Here is a 15,823-nt window from a genome sequence, read left to right on the forward strand (position 1 = left end):
TGTCTCCTACACCGATTTCTCACCAACAGCCATGTATAGCTGTCTGAGAATAGAATGTCCTTCACTATTCAGCATGTTTCGCCATGCAACAGATAGCTTGCCCAACGCCTTGCTGGATAAATAACCGTCACGCACCAACTGCACAGGAATGCCTACGCCCTCCGACTTTAGAAACATTTCGTACCCGAGAAGCTCACTGTGTGCGCAAATGACTTCGAAATCTATTTTTTCAAGCCCGCCTTGCTTGAGGACCGTTGGCAATTCACGACCAATTTTCGGGTTGCCACCTTCCGCATAGCGTGCCGCGCAGTAGGCATCATACAACTCTCTCAATTCTGGTACATGTGGAGTGGTCATGATGTGCATCTCGAAATCGTTATCGATAAAGATCGCTTTGCCACCTGTTTTTAACAACCTCGCCACTTCGCGAACCGCACCCACTGGGTCAGGTAAATGTTCCAATACGAGTCGCGTTATCGCAAAATCATAGGAATCGCTAGGTAAGCCCGTTTCCATGATCGATCCCTCGACAATCTCAAATCGATCCGGTTGCTTTTGTTTCAAATAGTTTCTTGAATAATCAACGAGAAGAGGATCAATCTCCAATCCCGTCACTCTGCCATTCGGAAACTTCTGCATGACCTTTTCCATCACGAATCCTGGCCCTGAGCCTAGCTCTATGACCGACATCCCATCTGTCAGACCAAACTCGATATAATGCTTAAGCTCTTTATCCCAAAACAACTCCACTTGAGATTTCAAACGTTCTATTTCTACTTCAACATTCGTTGCAATGTTTGCGATTTGATAAGAACCTTCCATGTTATTCCCTACCTCCGCAATTCAGATATAGATTCGTTCAAAAAAGCCAAAATCTGGCCAGCAACCGCTTCCCATTCAGGATCAAGCATCATATCATGACTGGCATTTTGGAACAGGACAGGCTCGATTCCGTATGCTTTGCCAATACGACGCGTTGTTTTCTCAGAAATCATCCGATCTTGTTTGGAGCCAAGAACCAGCATTGGAGCATTCGCACTGATAGTTTTGGGAACAATTTTTCCATTCATCTCGGTTCTTGCTTTCAGTGATTCGGGTTGCAAGAGCTTCACCCACTCGTCCTTTTTTTCAATCGGCAGCTCCTTGGAAAAAAAGACATTGGCAAGCAATGAGGCATCTCTTTTGTCGTTATATGTAAACAATTGCATAGCTTCTTTAAAATTCATGAACATTAATCGGAATAAGTCACGCATCCCGCCATGAGGGGGAATCGAGGCAACAAGAACGGTACCCGAGATTATATCCGGATGCTGGTGCAAGATCTTTTGCACAATTCCTCCGCCCATGGAGTGTCCGATCAGCACGGGCTTGTTTTTTAGACGACCTATCACCTCCAAAACATCATCGGCGTAATCCTGTAGTGTGTAGGAATGAAGATTCTCATAGCCGTCACTTTCACCGTGTCCACGGAGGCTTAGCGCATAGGAAGAAAAGCCTTTATCCGCAAAAAAAGGAAGGAAGTTTTTTTCCCAACACCATGCTCCGTGACATGCTCCATGCACAAAAAGAAGAGGCGCTTCGCTTGAAACGCCTTCAGGGTGGTATTCTACTAGTTCCAAATTCATTTTCGCAGTTCCTTTCTTATTAGAGAGTCGTTTTTTTATTTGCTTGAACCTGTTAAGGCGTAAATACGCTGATTCAAAAGACTGGCTGTCTCCTTTATCAGCATTTCACCAATTTGATCAACATGGCGGTCTCTCCAGTTTTCAACAGCCGTTCCCTTCACCCATTGATTAAAAGAACCTAACGCAGGGCCACAGTAAATCTGATAGTCCACTTTATAGCTATCCACTCCATCCAAGGCCCAGTCAAAACAGCGGTTAAAATACCATTTGAAAAGTAATGCCATTTTATATTTAGGAGTGCGTTCCGCTCTTTTCAATTCCTGAGGCGGACAAGTTGTTTTCATCTGCTCATACACTTCTTCAAAGCTGCGTTTAAAATACTTTTCTTGTAGCTGTTTCTTTGTTTTCTCATCGATTTCATCAAGAGAGTTGTATTGACGGTAGAGGTCGTGCAATTTGTTTGCTCTCGCTGGAAAGAATAACCCTTTTTTCAACACCTGAATTTTGGCTCCCATTTCAAACATTTCACCGGCTGGAGCATACTCTGTGTCTTGAACATTGGCCACCTGCAACGAATCCTTCACCGACTCGCTGGTCGCCGCCTCCACTGTGCACTGATTAATCGAGCCTGTCACAATATAATCTGCCCCAAGCATGAAAGCGACCGCTACAGCCTCAGGAGTTCCAATCCCTCCCGCAGCTCCGATTCTGATCGGCTTACGGTATCCGTATTTTTGCATCATGTTATCTCGTAACCTGATCATCGCTGGCATCAGAGCCGAAGCTACGCCGTGATCGGTATTTCCTCCAGAATCAGCCTCCACCGTTAACTCATCTGCCATCGGAACTTCTCGTAACAGGCTTGCTTCTTCCCTCGTAATTTTCTGTTCTTGCACCAATTTTTCTATCAAGTACTCAGGTGCAGGACTTAAAAAGGCTTCCGCTACCTCAGGCTGTGATACCTTGGCAAAAATTTTGTTTGCCGCCTCCACATACCCGTTCATCCCCCGTTTTAATCCTTTGGCCCGATAGATAATCAGCGCAGGGGTAATCGCCATAAATGCAGATGCTTCAATCACCCTCACTCGATAAGCAAGATACAGATCGACGATTTTTTCTTCCATGGACGGGTCGCTTGGATGATGCAACAAATTCATACCATACGGCTCGCCGTGCTGTAGTTCACGTTGAATCTGTTGGATGGCACGCTCGATTCTATCCAGCTGTAAGCCACCGCTTCCGAAAAAGCCCATCATCCCGCCTTTCCCCATTGTAATGACCAGCTTTTCGGATGAGATTCCCTTGTACATGGCTCCGGCCAGGTAGGGATATTTCAATTTGTAGTCCTGTTTAAATTGCTGATTTCCCAGCGAAAAGGCGGTAATATCTTTTGGCTGCTCCATGCTGTTCGATATCTCTTCCGCCTGTACGGCATTAGAAACCGACTTGGCCTCTTGTACAATGGATTCTTTCTCTTCTTCCTCTTTTACAATTAGCGGCTCAACTTCATTTCGGATCGTAGTCACTAACTTAGTCAGCACAGTACCAGGGCCGACTTCTTCTATTTCGTTTTCCCCCAAGCCCAGTAGATATCGAACGCTGTCATTCCATTTCACCGGGTTTGTAATTTGTTCAACCAAATTCCGTTTCACATCGCTCTGTTTATAAGGTCTTGCGTGAACATTTGAAATCACCGGGATAGTCATACTGGAAAACGCAAACTGATCCAAATAGTCCGCAAAGCGTTGCATCGCATCACTCATGTAACGGGAATGGAATGCTCCGCTCACTTTTAATGGTATGTATACCTTTACGCCCGCTTCCTGAAAAGTAGGGTTCGCACGCTCAATATCTTCTTTCCGACCTGCAATCACAAATTGGGAGGGAGAATTGTGATTGGCAATGTCGATGCTGGTCAAATTATTTTCTTGTAATACACGTTCCACTTGCTCCAAAGTAAACCCGATCACAGCCGCCATCCCCCCACCGACGGCCTGACTCATTAACTCTCCTCTTTTTTTGACCAAATGTAGCCCAGTCTCAAAATCAAACGCCCCTGATGCAAAAAGTGCGTTGTACTCACCCAAGCTGTGCCCCGCCACATAGTCAGGATTTTTCCCTGTTTCCTTGACTTTTTTTAGATAGCTAAGGGCATTTACCACATACAAGGCAGGCTGGGTAAACTGTGTTTTACTTAACTGCTTGTCCGGATCATTCAGGCATAGCTCTTTGATGGAATAACCTAATATCTGATCAGCTTTGGCCGTTATTTCTGGAAACTCATCAAAAAGAGAGCCCCCCATTCCTTTTATTTGGGAGCCCTGCCCTGGGAAAACGTATGTGGTCATTTTTCTGCCTTCCTTTCTATTGGTATTCAAACGTTTCTTTGAGAATAGCTGCTTAATGCGCTCGACATTTTCGCCGTCCTTTTTAAAAGGAGTGATGATCGAGTAGCATTCTGACTGTGAATCATGCCGCAGGTTTCGCTTTGTAAAATTACTCAAATTTCCTGCTGGTCCCAAATCCAAATAGATGTAGCTCTGGTGTTTCTCCAGCTCTTGGACAGCTTTAGGAAGCTGCATCGGTTTTCTTACTACTTGCCAAAAGTAGTCTCCTGGCAGTTCCTTCATGATTTCCCCACGAACACACGATACAAAGGGAATCTGGGGAATTCCAAACGATTTATGTTTCAATACATCCCGATAATGGAGTTCAGCCGGATCGATGAAAGCGGAGTGAAAAGCATACGATACGGGTAATCGTTGGCAAATTATCCCCTTGCCTTTTACATAGTCCTCCAAGCGTTGTAGCTGATGACTGCCCCCGGCAATGACAAAATGTGAATCAAAATTCACCGCTACCAACTCACTATTTTGATGCAATAGCGGGTCTTGATGATACAAATCGGGATTATGGAGAATCGCAAGCATACTCCCTTTCTGGCAATACGTTTCGTAAAGGGTGGCTTGTTCAATCACGAGTTGCAGCAATTCTTCCACAGGCATGATCCCAGACACACCCGCCGCCGCAAATTCCCCCAAACTACTCCCTAGACAATAGTCGGGCTTTATTCCGCTCTCCATAAGCACCTGGGCCAGAGCATATTCCACCATAAAAATGGCGGGATGCGTATAAAGGGTGCGATCAAATATGTCGTCCCGACGCCTCGTGTCATCATATAACTGAGCAAGGACAGACTCCCCGATCAGGGAATGTACCTTTTCATCTAATCTGAGCATCCATTTGCGGAATACCGGATTCTGCTCAAAAAGGTCTTTCCCCATCTGATAGTACTGAGACCCCTGTCCAGAAAACATAAACACAACAGGCTTTTCCATGTATGATGCACCCCTTGCTTTTATGAAAGGTTTTTATAAACAAAACTCCCCACAGCCTGGTCAATTGACAGCTAGTGGGGAATTTATAAGCAATTTGTCATGGATTGTTCTATTTCCTGGAGTACATCCTTCACTACAGTTACACTCAACTCTGTCTTTTTCGGGTAGGTGATCGAACACACATAACTACCAAGGATAGAGGATGCTGTACGGTATTGCGGAAAGTTTTCAAAGAGACTAAAAACAACTCCATCCCTTACCTCCATTTGGCTTATTTCATAGATGTGAAAAGAAGTGGTTAAGCCTGTTTTCAAAATTTTGGATAACGCTTCCTTGACTGTCCAGAAAAGAGTGAGCGTCGTTTCATAGGAATAAGGCAGGCAAGAAAACAAGTTGCTCTCTTTCGCAGTCATTTGCGTCTCCAGAACTTTATTTTGATCAACGCTTATTCTCTCAATATCAATCCCCATCGGAAGTTCTTCCGAAAAAGCAATGGCCGCTGCAAGATCATCACAGTGGGTGATGCTCACTTGGATATTGGGTGTATTCGGAAGGGTCACGACAGGATGATGAAGAATGCCCTGTTCAATACATATTCGATCGAAGCATTTTTCTCCTGACAAAAGCGAAACGGCTTCTTTGGCGACATATCTCCCTGTCAGGTAGCTTTTTACTCTCCGCTCAAACTCTAACGTAAAATAGTACTCGAATTCTTTCGGATGCAGAAATTTTACCGTTTTTAAAAAATCTGCGGGAATAGAAAAGTAGCCAATGCACAAGCCGGCACGTAACTCTCTATCCGTTCCTTTTATCACTAATTCTTTCGTAGAAATTTGTGGAAACAGCTTGTTATGACTTTTTCGTTCTCCTCGTAAAATCAACATTCACCCCTTGGGCATCGAATCTCCGCCTTCTCTCGTTCTACTACTATGCCAAAGGACAGAGCTTCCCCAGTTCGTGTGCAAATAAATATACACACTACCGTTTCTACTTATGACCTCTCTACGTTCCTTTAACGTGCCGAGACATCGATTAAATTCCCACAGAGATTTTACTTCCGATTTATACAAGCATACTAGTAACACAACAACTCTTGAAATTTATGGAATAAATGGATACATTTAGTATACTACCACAATTTTCGAAAAGATATCTACTAAATCATTCCTATTTTTTGGGACAACTACAAAAATCGTAGAAGCATAATGCGTTCAAGCTACGAATCTACTTCACAATGAAAGGATCAATCACCTTGAAATGGTATGCTATTTTTGTACAATCTGGTAAAGAAGAAGTCGTTCAAAAGTACCTTAGACTCTATTTTAATGAGCAGTCATTATTGTCCGTTGTACCGAAGAGATTGGTTCCTGAGAAAAAGTCAGGTATTGTGAATAATGTCATGAAGAATATTTTTCCAGGATATGTACTTATTAAGACTGAAATGAACAACGATATGTTCCATAAAATCAAAAAAATTCCTAGAAGTTTGCGTTTAGTAAATAGCGGTAGTTATTACTCGCAAGATGAGGGCGTTTATTACTCGAGCATTGACGAAAAAGAAATCACTCTGATACTCCAATTGATGCAGAACGGTGAGGTTGTCGATTACTCAAAAGTTTATCTGGAAAATTCAACGGTTATCGTAGAATCTGGTCCCCTAAAAGGGCTGGAAGGTATTATCAAAAAAGTGGATAAGCACAAAAATAGGGCAAAAATTATTCTAACCTTTATGGGAGTAGAGAAAACCATTGATGTAGGAATTGAAATCCTCTCAAAGCCTCTGTAGATGGGGGCGTCAAGCTAGCAAACTTGCGTAACATAAAAACACACTTTCTCTCAGAATTTTTGTACTGAATGAAAGTGTGTTTCATTTTAGAAGGCACAAGCCCGATAAGCAGTCATATATTTTCTTCATACAAGCACGCATTCCCTGATAAAAACATAGGCTCATGGTAAGTGTCATTACATATTCTTGTTCGGAAAGGACTTTGTATACATGGTTTTCTCGGACGAAAACAACATGTTTACTAGTAACGCTGCCATTTTCCTTGCAGCCATGAGCTATCAGACTTATCCATTCTATTTTGAAGAGAAGCTTACCTTACCCAAAGGTTTTCAGCTTCGATACACCATTCGAGCTTCTGCTGACGTAGAGAATCCAACTGAACATATATATGGTTTTGTGGCAGAATCAAAAGATGAAATCATCATTGCCTTCAGAGGGTACGCGGCATATCCAGCGGATCTTTTGGCAGCCTATGACATCCTCCAAGTCCCCTATCCTTTTGTTACAGATGCAGGGAGAACCTCACGTGGATTTACATGCCTGTATCAATCAACGCGGGATCGGTTAGTCAGAAAAATAAATCAGTTTTCAGCCTCTAAAAAGCTGTTTATTACTGGCCACAACTACGGCGGCGCTCTGGCTGTGCTGGTAGCTATAGATATTGCGGTAAACACGAAGTTTGGGCAACCAATCGTTTATACCTATGGTAGTCCGCGCATTGGGGACCCTACATTCGCCTCACGCTTCAATCAAGTCGTTGTAAGTAGTCTACGCATTGTAAATGTCCACGACTCTTTCCCTACCTTCCCCGATCAAAAGTATCCGCCTCCTTTTACCAAGGAAGGTATCTATTATCAACATGTAAAAAACAAGTTTCCGCTCTCGTTTCAACTGAATAATACTCCCCGTAACGATAGCATCGCCTGCTATTTTCAAAGCCTTAGTCAGCTTAACCCTCCTTATGCCCAATCGCTTTGTGTGGAAAATCCCGGGTTTTGCCCCGATACCGATACGTGCATTCCGTTTCAAGGCAACTGCAAACCTTTACGGTCTTGAAACTCAGAAAGGGAGTCACCTGTATGATCGATCGGATTTATAACAGCGAAGATGCGATATTACTTGCAGCCATGATCCATCAGGCATATCAGCTCTTTGAAACAGATTCACTTGTCTTGCCAAAAGGGTATCATCAGCACTCGACTATTCGAGCATTGGCTGGTGTTGAGACTCCGGAGCCGGAGGTATTTGGTTTTTTAGCCGAGTCACAAGACAGTATCGTTGTCACGTTTAGAGGAACCCGCACGTTTAACGACAATGAGTCTGATCAAGATCTGTATCAAGTCCCCTATCCTTTTGTCAAAAAGGCTGGAGTGACCCACCGTGGGTTTACTTGTATTTATCAATCAGCGAGAGATGAATTGATTCGGGAGTTGAGCAAGCTATCAAGATCAAAAAAACTATTTGTCGCGGGGCACAGTTTAGGCGGAGGCTTGGCCGTACTTGCTGGTTTGGATATTGCGGTGAATACGAAGTTTCCCCATCCTTTTGTGTATACGTACGGAAGTCCTCGTGTCGGAGATCCTGTCTTTGCTTCGCGGTTTAACGAGATCGTAAAGAAAAGTGTTCGGATCGTGAATGTTCATGATATTATTCCGACTTTGCCGTCTAAAGTGTATCCGCCTCCGTTTACAAAGAAAGGATTGTACTATCGGCATGTGGATCGGAAGTATTTGTTGGATTTTCAGTTGAATAGTTTGGCTGTAAGGAATCATGAGATTGTTTGTTATTTTAAGTTCCTCGGGCAGGCAAATCCGGGGTTTACTGAGAGGTTTTGTGCAGAGAATGAGGGGTTTTGTCCGGATACCAGGATGTGCGTTCCTTTTTTAGGGGGGTGTTGATTCAATTGAATCACACTCTTTTTTATTGCCTGGCGTCTTCAGTCTATCGAGCACAATGCTTATCATGTCTAGCCAAATCGTATAACGTAGCTCTGCTACCTTCCCGTTGTAAGAGTAAAAATATAACAAAAAATCCCATTTATATTGATAATTATTATCATTGAGGCTATAATGGCTTGAGTGGATATATTTTCCATTTTTCACTTTCGCTCACGGATGATATAAAAGGAGGAGTTACAGTTATGAAAAAAGTCATGTTAGCAGGGGCATTAGCAGTTGCAGTACTTTCGGGTGCAAATTTGCCAGGATTGGAAGTCTCAAAAGCTAGCGCAGCAACTGTGGATTTAGACATTCAAGAGGTTACGAAATACTATTCTCTTAGTTCATACGAAGTGACTCAAAAAGAATCTTTTCAGCTTAAAAAAGGAGAAGAACTTACGATCTTTGTAAATCATTCAGGATTTCCGATTTCTTATACGGTCTTTGATGCGGATAATCAAGTAATTGGTACATACCAAGCTAATTCACCTTACGGACGCGTCTTCAAAGCGCAAAAAGACGGCAATATTTCTGTACAATTTCAAGCAGGTGCGAATTCTTCCTATATGAAAAAAATGAATTTTACAGCTAAGTTCTCTCTTTCCAAGTTTCATTAATTGATAAGGGGCTGTCTCAAAAGTCGATTTTCCAACTAAGAGGCAGCCCTCTTTTCTTTCAAACCCCTTAATAAATTCACAGCGTTGAATAGAAATTGCTACGGGTAAGATTCTGTCCGTTTGTATTCGAATATCATCCCGACGAAACAAAATAAGAAAACCCCTTGTCTAGCAAGGGGTGGGAAGTTATTAACAAATGATCTGAAGAAAGCAGTCAATAAGTACACGGATTTTATAAAGTTAGCATTTACAATAGCGCAATGGAGCAACCTAAATTCCCCGTTCGATAATAGAAGGAATCCAAATCATAACCTTGCTCCTTATTTCTTTAATTCCTCTGGAATTTCAGGTTTCCCCACAAAACCGAAAGAAGCTGTAGATACGGCCACTACCGCAACAAATGAAGCAATTGCAGAAACATGTTTCGCAACGAACATCATCGTTTTATTTTTCATCATTTCCACCTCCTTTCAATGGAATCAGTGTCAGTGATTGCATAAAGAAGGTCTTCACCAGTGTCTCGCTGTCTATGAAAAATAAGGAACCGACGATAATAATTGAAATGGTCTTGAGGAATAAAGTGTGATTTTGTTTGAAGAGCCGTGATTGCATTTCCATTCCTTGTGGTGCAAACAGTGCTACTAGGACTAGTGTGATGATAATAATTGGGGTGACAAAATTATTAGGTAGGTTAACTAGAGGGATGAGTACGGCTCCCCCTATACTTGTCATGGTGCAGTAAACAGACGATGAATAGTGAAATCCTCCCGAAAATTGGCGTAACACTAAAAAACCAGCTAGTGTGATCAATGTTTCATAAAAGGTTCCGATCATTAGTGAAAGGGTAAGGCTAGTAGTAATGATGAGAAGCATGTTAATGATAAGGATTAATCCAAATTTCATTGTAGGGACTGACTTCGTTTCATGTGGATTGATCTGCTTTAGTTGAATGGCTATTCTTTCGGCAAGCGTTTCAATCATATTCCCCATCCCTTTTTATAGCCAGCCACGCCAGTATAGTAATTGCAACCGCCATCCCAAGGAAAATCCACACTAAAGAAGAAATTCCATGTGTTTTCGCTAAATTAAACAAGACCGTTATCAATACGCCTGTTACAATGATTAGCGACAAAATAACCATGTTGATTCTATGGTAAATAGAGAAATGCGCTCCGTCCCTGACAAATGAAAAATGAAGATTACATTTTCTAAGTCCAAAACATAATGCAAAGGTAAGTAATGCCGTGCTTGTCTGGAATATGTACCCCATTCTGATACTTCGATCCTGTAACGATTCCATTGACACTAAGTTTCCTGTGGCTGTCAGGATGAACACTTCCACCATCTGAATGCCCAAGAATACTCCTGCGGTTAAAATGGTCATTAAGGCAGCATGTCCCCAATTAACACCCCATACTATGATTAATGCCCAAAAGATTATGACGACTTGGGCGATGGTTGCATAGTCTCCATATGGAGTAAATTGTCGTAGCCCAAACGAGGTAAGCATTAATAGCAGACTCACAAAGAGAATACGGTTGATATGCCTCCAAAACTCAAACCGAAATATCGTAAACATAAGCGCAAATATTGCGAGGTATTCTAATGTCGAGAATAGAACCAACAGCATTTGACTTTATCACCCCAATTACTGATTGATTGTTCTATTCTACTAAAAATGCCATAATCCTGTTTTTGTTTACTATTTTTTACATTCGAAAGTGGTCTGAGTGAAATTTCGTGACTTGGGCATGCGATTCTCTTAAAGACAATGAATGTCTACGGTCACGCGCTGCTCTGCGCTGTGCTGATCAGGAAGCAGATAGGCATTTTGATTCGCTTTTTGAATCTCCAGGACCTAAAACCAAGAATCTACAAGGTTGATTGATTCCGTCAACAATCCGTCAACGACTTTGTTTTTTTGTCTTTTTGACGCGAATGAATTAGCCGCAAGATACTAAACAAACCTTGATTACCAAGGGTGTCATCATTCGATATATGCTGATCCGGACTGGGTTCGAACCAGCGACCCCCACCCTGTCAAGAGGAATCACCGGGTATTCTCCGCTATTCCACAATGGTCAAAACCATTGATACGAAAGCACTTTTACCTTACTTGATTATCTGCGGTAAACCGTGATTATTTAGCGTTTCGCTCCAAAATTCGCTCCCCCATATAAAAAAGGCACAGGGTTGGTTTAACCCGTGCGCCTCTTCTTATCTTCTAATCTCTCAGTAAATCCCTTTTCCTCATACCACTCTAAAAAGACTCGCCGTGATACTTTGATTTTTGTTCCTACTCTAACAACATGGAATGCTCCAGAGTTTACTAACTCATACGCTTGTTTTCTCCCACAATCCAACACTTGCTGAATATGACACACTTCAAGTGCATCTGGTAGATTATCAATAAGTTGGCTACTCATAACCTTCTCCCCTTTACTTATACTTTAAAACTTCAATATTCAAGCTGAGCGCAATTTTGTAAAAGGCCTTCCATCTGTACTTGGAGTAGGTTCCCTCGCTAATTGCTGGTATTAGACGATGATTGTATACCGCGTAATCAGTAATGTACTCGTTATCTGCACTCATGTATCGTTCTTGGATAAGAGCCTTTTCCTTCAAGGAAGAGCATTGCCAGCCCGTTCCACTCTTTCGATATACAACCTTCGCTCTACTTGAGCATCTATGTTATAGACTGCTATTGATCCAGTCTGATCACTTGTTTGATTTGTCCTCCCGCCTTCGCGGAGCTCATAACTGGCTGTAATGGATGCTTTCCGCTCATTGAAGGTCAGATACTTGCACAGTCTGTATTTGCGAACTGCATCCTCTACGGCCTTCTGAGTCAGTTTTCTATCCAGCTCAGGTAAGAAACTCATTTGCTGCATACACTCCCTCCTTTATGTATGCTCGCTCCCATTTGAGAGGGCTTCTTTCTTATGAATGGATCTTCTCGGATGAAGATGCTTCTGGTTGTTCAAGCAGTACGATACGGGCTGGGATGTTTTGCATTTGAGGCATTGTTTCCTCCATATGCATAGCGCAATTCAAGTTCCAAGCTGCGGCCGCCAAATGGTCTTCTTGGTTATCTCCAGCCATGTATTGAAAAATGTGCCTCAGAGCGCTATCCATGAATTCACCGATGGGCATTCCTCTTTCCCAATTCCGTCCATCGCCGTATTTCAATTCACCAAGCTCGCTTCGAATTGCTATTCGACGAATCGCTATGGGCGAGAGCAAATCATATCTGTCTTTCCCTGGCGCTCGATCGCGTTTTGCTCCAGTTCCAAACGTTTTGTGTTGTCCATCATCTAGGATCCCAGCAGGTATCATTGTCCCTGCCCCTTCACTCCCGAAATATTGTGTTAAATACTTTGGCTCCGCTGCCTGCCCACACTTAACGCAAAACAGCTTTTCTTCTCCGTCGATCCACCACATGTGCTCGAACACAATTTCACTTCCCTGCACTAATATGATTTTTACATATTTTGTAAATAATGGTATAACACTTCGACTGGGGGTGATACATTTGAAAAAGTTGCTTGCTGTTGTTTTTACTGTGATGATTGTAGCTTCTGTTCCGGTTGCTGCTTCCGCGTGGAACCCGATTTGCCCTCCGTGGATTACTCTTTGCAGTAGAGGATAATTGCTATTTTCATAGTGAACGAGGGCGATCATGCTCTCGTTTTCTTACTTTCTCTTATGTTAAATGTCTGGAAGCAATGTCAATTGTACTGTACACATCTTACTTATCTCTCTTTACTAGTTTACCATGGTATAATTTGAAAACTAATCAATTACTAGTGATCCTTGATTGAGGTTATTTTTTTTAGAAAGTGTGATTCTGATGAAAGAACCCTTGAATGCCTCACTCAATGAGATTCAGGAATGGGCATATGATAAAGCATCTTTGATTCCAACACAGGATTGGGATCTCGCTATCACCGACCTTGAGAGTGCCCCCCTTTTATTAAAGCTATCAATCGATCCCAAAGTCCTCGTCGAAAAACGTCTGTTCTTTCTTGCCTGTTTATATTTGTTAGTTGGAGAAACTATTTTTACAGGTGGAACTGAACATAATTCTGAGGGTGTTCGATTATTCGTTGAAGATTCCTCATCCATTTCAGATCAAGCAATCCAAAAGTGGGTATCCCGTTCAAGAGAGCTTTTCAATAACCCTGATTTGTTTGAATACAATAGATGGTGCAATGGTGAATTGATATTCATTTTTTGGGATGACTAGGTTTTCACCATTTGACATTTGTAATGTTTTGTTAATAACACCCGATTCCATGACGGCGTCCTACCTAACGCTGATTTTTTACGTATATTTTTATCACTTGAGAACACTCGTCCAGCCAAAAGGAAAATTCTGTTAATACCTTATTTTAGATCCATCATAAAGGAGGAAATATCCCTTGAAAAAGAAGAAATCTCATTCTAAGAAATTCAAGAAAGTAAAAGGTCAATTGGTGCAATATCAACCATATGAATCATATGGGCAATATCAAACGCGAGCTAGACGTTGTTTCCCGTGTTGCTGGGATGATGGTTGTGGTTATTGTTGCCCCCCCATTCAAATGTGACGATCCTCTAAATAGAGCGATTATCTTAAAACAAATTGCCCAAGTATTGTCTCAACATTAATCATGGACTTCATGGACACTCCTTAATTAATCAAGGAGTGTCTTTTTATTTTCCTATTAATCAAAACGTGTGTTTTGTAAAATGCCCCCGTACTTCTAGTAAGTTGTTTAAAATCGATCGCATATTTACCATTTTTTTGAAATATGATCTTCATGTAGTTACTTTCCTGAGAGGGTGTTTTTTCATGAGTGCACTTAAGTCGACGTTTATCGGCGCTATTTATTCCGCTCCTTCCCCATTGCCTGGTCAATCGCATCGTTCTAGCTCAAATATTGGTACAGAAGTCCTTCCGCCAGACACAGTTAATTTTCAATGGGTAATAAGTGGGGTTTCCAATCCTAATCAAATTAGTTTTTCTGTCAGTCAAGATGTTAGTGGAGGCAATGATCCTACTCATCTTACTGGAGTAGTTAGCGAGAAAATCACAGATGTTGTTTCTACCCGCTCTCTTTACATTGGGAGTCCCAAGGGTGCACAAGAAAACTTTTTGGTTGAAATCTATGCACTTTCAAGATCATAAATAATGCTGTTCAATTAGGGTGTCCTTTGGGACACTTCTTTGTTATTTGCAAATGACTATCTTGCATTTCTCTTATGTTAAATTGCTTCCAGCAGCTCTGGTTTCTCGTAGATGTTGCCGATGACTTCGTTGTGATACTTCACTTCGTACCCAGTCCAACCACCGCGCCCGGCATTAGAGTGATACGCAACTAAAGGGACCGTTTTGTATTTAAGTTGATGCAGGTCGTAGCATACAACACGCCTTTCTTTGCCACTTGATCGAGAGTCGCACAAAACAACATTCCCCTTATAAATCTCCTTGTCGTTACTGTCACGAAGGCCAGTGAATTGCATGAGTTCGACAAATGGAGATTCAATGCAGACCCTTAGCCAGTTTTTATTTAGAAAGTCATGGCTCATTTTTTTCGTTTCTGTATCCCACGCCCAAAACTTGATCTCACGTCCTGCTTGCATCAGTTGCATACCTCCAGTAGCTCAGGATTAGCTCCCCATTAATATCAAAGCGTAGTGATGTGACTGTTTTCATCTCGCCCGTTGGTACAATCCAAGCTTGATACTTCACTTCACGTCCTGTTTGCATCCCGTTCCCCTCCTACATAATTTCTAATTTCAGCTTCTTCCGCCGCTCTGAGAACAGCTTCGCCTTGGCCTCTTTCCGATCTACCGGGTGAATTGGACGGCCTATGCAGCAAATCCTAATGTCCGTTCCAACTAGAGAAATATCAGTGTACTCGACCAGCTTGTATAACTGTCCCTTGTGCCATTGAGTGACACCTAGCACAACGGACTTTATAAGGTCACTGTCATGCTTTAGGATTACTTCAAACACTGATTAGCGCGGCTGTTTATAAGCATTTTTCTTGGAGATGAAATCTGCTTGGGATAAGTCTTGGCATGTGTACCAAATTGTTAGTGTAGCGCCCCAGAGGTTAAAGCGCTCAATCCCGATAACCAGAAGGTCTATTTCTCTCACGCGAATTACGTCTCCGACCTTGTGTGGTTGACGAAAGAGTCGGAATTCAGATTTAACCGTTACAATTAATCGATCTGCTGCCACCTCTTCCCCTCCCTGGGTACAAACGTAATGTTTTGTAAAGAACATCCTCCCCCACTGCGCCTGCAGTTTTTACGTCCATTTTTGACACTTGCAAGCACTCGTCCAGTCAAGAGGTAAATTTCGTTAATAAGTTATCTTAGATCGTTATAAAGGAGGAAGTACCTCATGAAAAAGAAGAAATCTGGTTCTACGAAATTCAAGAAAGTAAAAGGTCAATTGGTGAGTTATCAACCATATGAATCATCTGGGCAATATCAAGAGCGAGCTAGACGTTGTTTCCCCTGTTGCTGG

At 42.2% G+C, this 15,823-nt stretch carries 19 protein-coding genes; 6 read left to right on the forward strand and 13 right to left on the reverse strand.

The genetic code is table 11. The features are described 5' to 3' along the window. Window positions 1-6 precede the first annotated feature (6 nt). The 4 genes from ACFYU8_RS08720 to ACFYU8_RS08735 all read right to left on the reverse strand — a co-directional run bounded on the left by ACFYU8_RS08720 (window position 7) and on the right by ACFYU8_RS08735 (window position 5,847). Window positions 7-822: a methyltransferase domain-containing protein gene (locus tag ACFYU8_RS08720; RefSeq protein WP_390293951.1), complete on the reverse strand. Its 816-nt coding sequence runs from the start codon at window positions 820-822 to the stop codon at window positions 7-9. A gap of 8 nt (window positions 823-830) precedes the next feature. Then, entirely contained in the window at window positions 831-1,625 is a 795-nt protein-coding gene (locus tag ACFYU8_RS08725; protein ID WP_390293949.1) for an alpha/beta hydrolase, read from the reverse strand. A gap of 35 nt (window positions 1,626-1,660) precedes the next feature. Beyond that, entirely contained in the window at window positions 1,661-4,963 is a 3,303-nt protein-coding gene (gene fabD / locus ACFYU8_RS08730; RefSeq protein WP_390293947.1) for an ACP S-malonyltransferase, read from the reverse strand. Between the two features lie 83 nt (window positions 4,964-5,046). After that, complete coding sequence (locus tag ACFYU8_RS08735) at window positions 5,047-5,847, reverse strand: 4'-phosphopantetheinyl transferase superfamily protein (RefSeq protein WP_390293945.1); 801 nt, start codon at window positions 5,845-5,847, stop codon at window positions 5,047-5,049. 368 nt (window positions 5,848-6,215) lie between these two features. Here ACFYU8_RS08735 and loaP point away from each other — a divergent pair, with 368 nt between their 5' ends. The 4 genes from loaP (at window position 6,216) to ACFYU8_RS08755 (ending at window position 9,303) form a co-directional block, all read left to right on the forward strand. After that, window positions 6,216-6,749 carry an antiterminator LoaP gene (gene loaP / locus ACFYU8_RS08740; protein ID WP_390293943.1) on the forward strand — a complete coding sequence of 178 codons (534 nt, stop codon included), beginning with the start codon at window positions 6,216-6,218 and terminating at the stop codon, window positions 6,747-6,749. Between the two features lie 210 nt (window positions 6,750-6,959). Then, a complete protein-coding gene (locus ACFYU8_RS08745) occupies window positions 6,960-7,805 on the forward strand; it encodes a lipase family protein (protein ID WP_390293941.1) in 846 nt (281 codons plus the stop codon). Between the two features lie 23 nt (window positions 7,806-7,828). Further along, window positions 7,829-8,647, forward strand: a complete 819-nt coding sequence (locus tag ACFYU8_RS08750) for a lipase family protein (protein WP_390293939.1) — start codon at window positions 7,829-7,831, stop codon at window positions 8,645-8,647. Window positions 8,648-8,889: 242 nt separating this feature from the next. Then, complete coding sequence (locus ACFYU8_RS08755) at window positions 8,890-9,303, forward strand: hypothetical protein (RefSeq protein WP_390293937.1); 414 nt, start codon at window positions 8,890-8,892, stop codon at window positions 9,301-9,303. A 320-nt stretch (window positions 9,304-9,623) separates the two neighbouring features. Here ACFYU8_RS08755 and ACFYU8_RS08760 read toward each other — a convergent pair whose 3' ends face one another. From ACFYU8_RS08760 to ACFYU8_RS08785, 6 genes are all read right to left on the reverse strand, one after another. Next, entirely contained in the window at window positions 9,624-9,761 is a 138-nt protein-coding gene (locus tag ACFYU8_RS08760; RefSeq protein ID WP_390293935.1) for a cyclic lactone autoinducer peptide, read from the reverse strand. After that, the gene (locus ACFYU8_RS08765; protein ID WP_390293933.1) at window positions 9,748-10,284 is read right to left on the reverse strand and encodes an accessory gene regulator ArgB-like protein; all 537 of its coding nucleotides are present in this window, start codon (window positions 10,282-10,284) and stop codon (window positions 9,748-9,750) included. Before ACFYU8_RS08765 ends, ACFYU8_RS08760 begins: the two co-directional genes overlap by 14 nt. After that, window positions 10,277-10,933 carry a hypothetical protein gene (locus ACFYU8_RS08770; protein WP_390293931.1) on the reverse strand — a complete coding sequence of 219 codons (657 nt, stop codon included), beginning with the start codon at window positions 10,931-10,933 and terminating at the stop codon, window positions 10,277-10,279. Before ACFYU8_RS08770 ends, ACFYU8_RS08765 begins: the two co-directional genes overlap by 8 nt. A 568-nt stretch (window positions 10,934-11,501) precedes the next feature. After that, complete coding sequence (locus ACFYU8_RS08775) at window positions 11,502-11,729, reverse strand: helix-turn-helix domain-containing protein (RefSeq protein ID WP_390293929.1); 228 nt, start codon at window positions 11,727-11,729, stop codon at window positions 11,502-11,504. A 195-nt stretch (window positions 11,730-11,924) separates the two neighbouring features. Then, window positions 11,925-12,194, reverse strand: a complete 270-nt coding sequence (locus tag ACFYU8_RS08780; RefSeq protein WP_390293927.1) for an ArpU family phage packaging/lysis transcriptional regulator — start codon at window positions 12,192-12,194, stop codon at window positions 11,925-11,927. A gap of 49 nt (window positions 12,195-12,243) precedes the next feature. Next, window positions 12,244-12,756: a dATP/dGTP diphosphohydrolase domain-containing protein gene (locus tag ACFYU8_RS08785; RefSeq protein WP_390293925.1), complete on the reverse strand. Its 513-nt coding sequence runs from the start codon at window positions 12,754-12,756 to the stop codon at window positions 12,244-12,246. Window positions 12,757-13,153: 397 nt separating this feature from the next. Between ACFYU8_RS08785 and ACFYU8_RS08790 the strand changes: the two genes are divergently transcribed. Both ACFYU8_RS08790 and ACFYU8_RS08795 read left to right on the forward strand, forming a co-directional pair. Then, window positions 13,154-13,549, forward strand: a complete 396-nt coding sequence (locus tag ACFYU8_RS08790; protein ID WP_390293923.1) for a hypothetical protein — start codon at window positions 13,154-13,156, stop codon at window positions 13,547-13,549. Window positions 13,550-14,137: 588 nt separating this feature from the next. Then, on the forward strand, window positions 14,138-14,473 hold the full coding sequence (locus tag ACFYU8_RS08795) for a DeoR family transcriptional regulator (RefSeq protein ID WP_106840592.1): 336 nt from the start codon (window positions 14,138-14,140) through the stop codon (window positions 14,471-14,473). 77 nt (window positions 14,474-14,550) lie between these two features. Here the strand turns inward: ACFYU8_RS08795 and ACFYU8_RS08800 are convergent, their stop codons facing one another. The 3 genes from ACFYU8_RS08800 to ACFYU8_RS08810 form a co-directional block, all read right to left on the reverse strand. After that, window positions 14,551-14,928 carry a YopX family protein gene (locus ACFYU8_RS08800; protein WP_390293921.1) on the reverse strand — a complete coding sequence of 126 codons (378 nt, stop codon included), beginning with the start codon at window positions 14,926-14,928 and terminating at the stop codon, window positions 14,551-14,553. Beyond that, on the reverse strand, window positions 14,912-15,055 hold the full coding sequence (locus ACFYU8_RS08805) for a hypothetical protein (RefSeq protein ID WP_390293919.1): 144 nt from the start codon (window positions 15,053-15,055) through the stop codon (window positions 14,912-14,914). Before ACFYU8_RS08805 ends, ACFYU8_RS08800 begins: the two co-directional genes overlap by 17 nt. A 252-nt stretch (window positions 15,056-15,307) precedes the next feature. Then, entirely contained in the window at window positions 15,308-15,532 is a 225-nt protein-coding gene (locus ACFYU8_RS08810) for a hypothetical protein (protein WP_391365645.1), read from the reverse strand. Between the last annotated feature and the right edge of the window lie 291 nt (window positions 15,533-15,823).

Origin of the sequence: Brevibacillus sp. NPDC003359, assembly GCF_042878995.1 — a bacterium.
Classification (GTDB): Bacteria; Bacillota; Bacilli; order Brevibacillales; family Brevibacillaceae; genus Brevibacillus.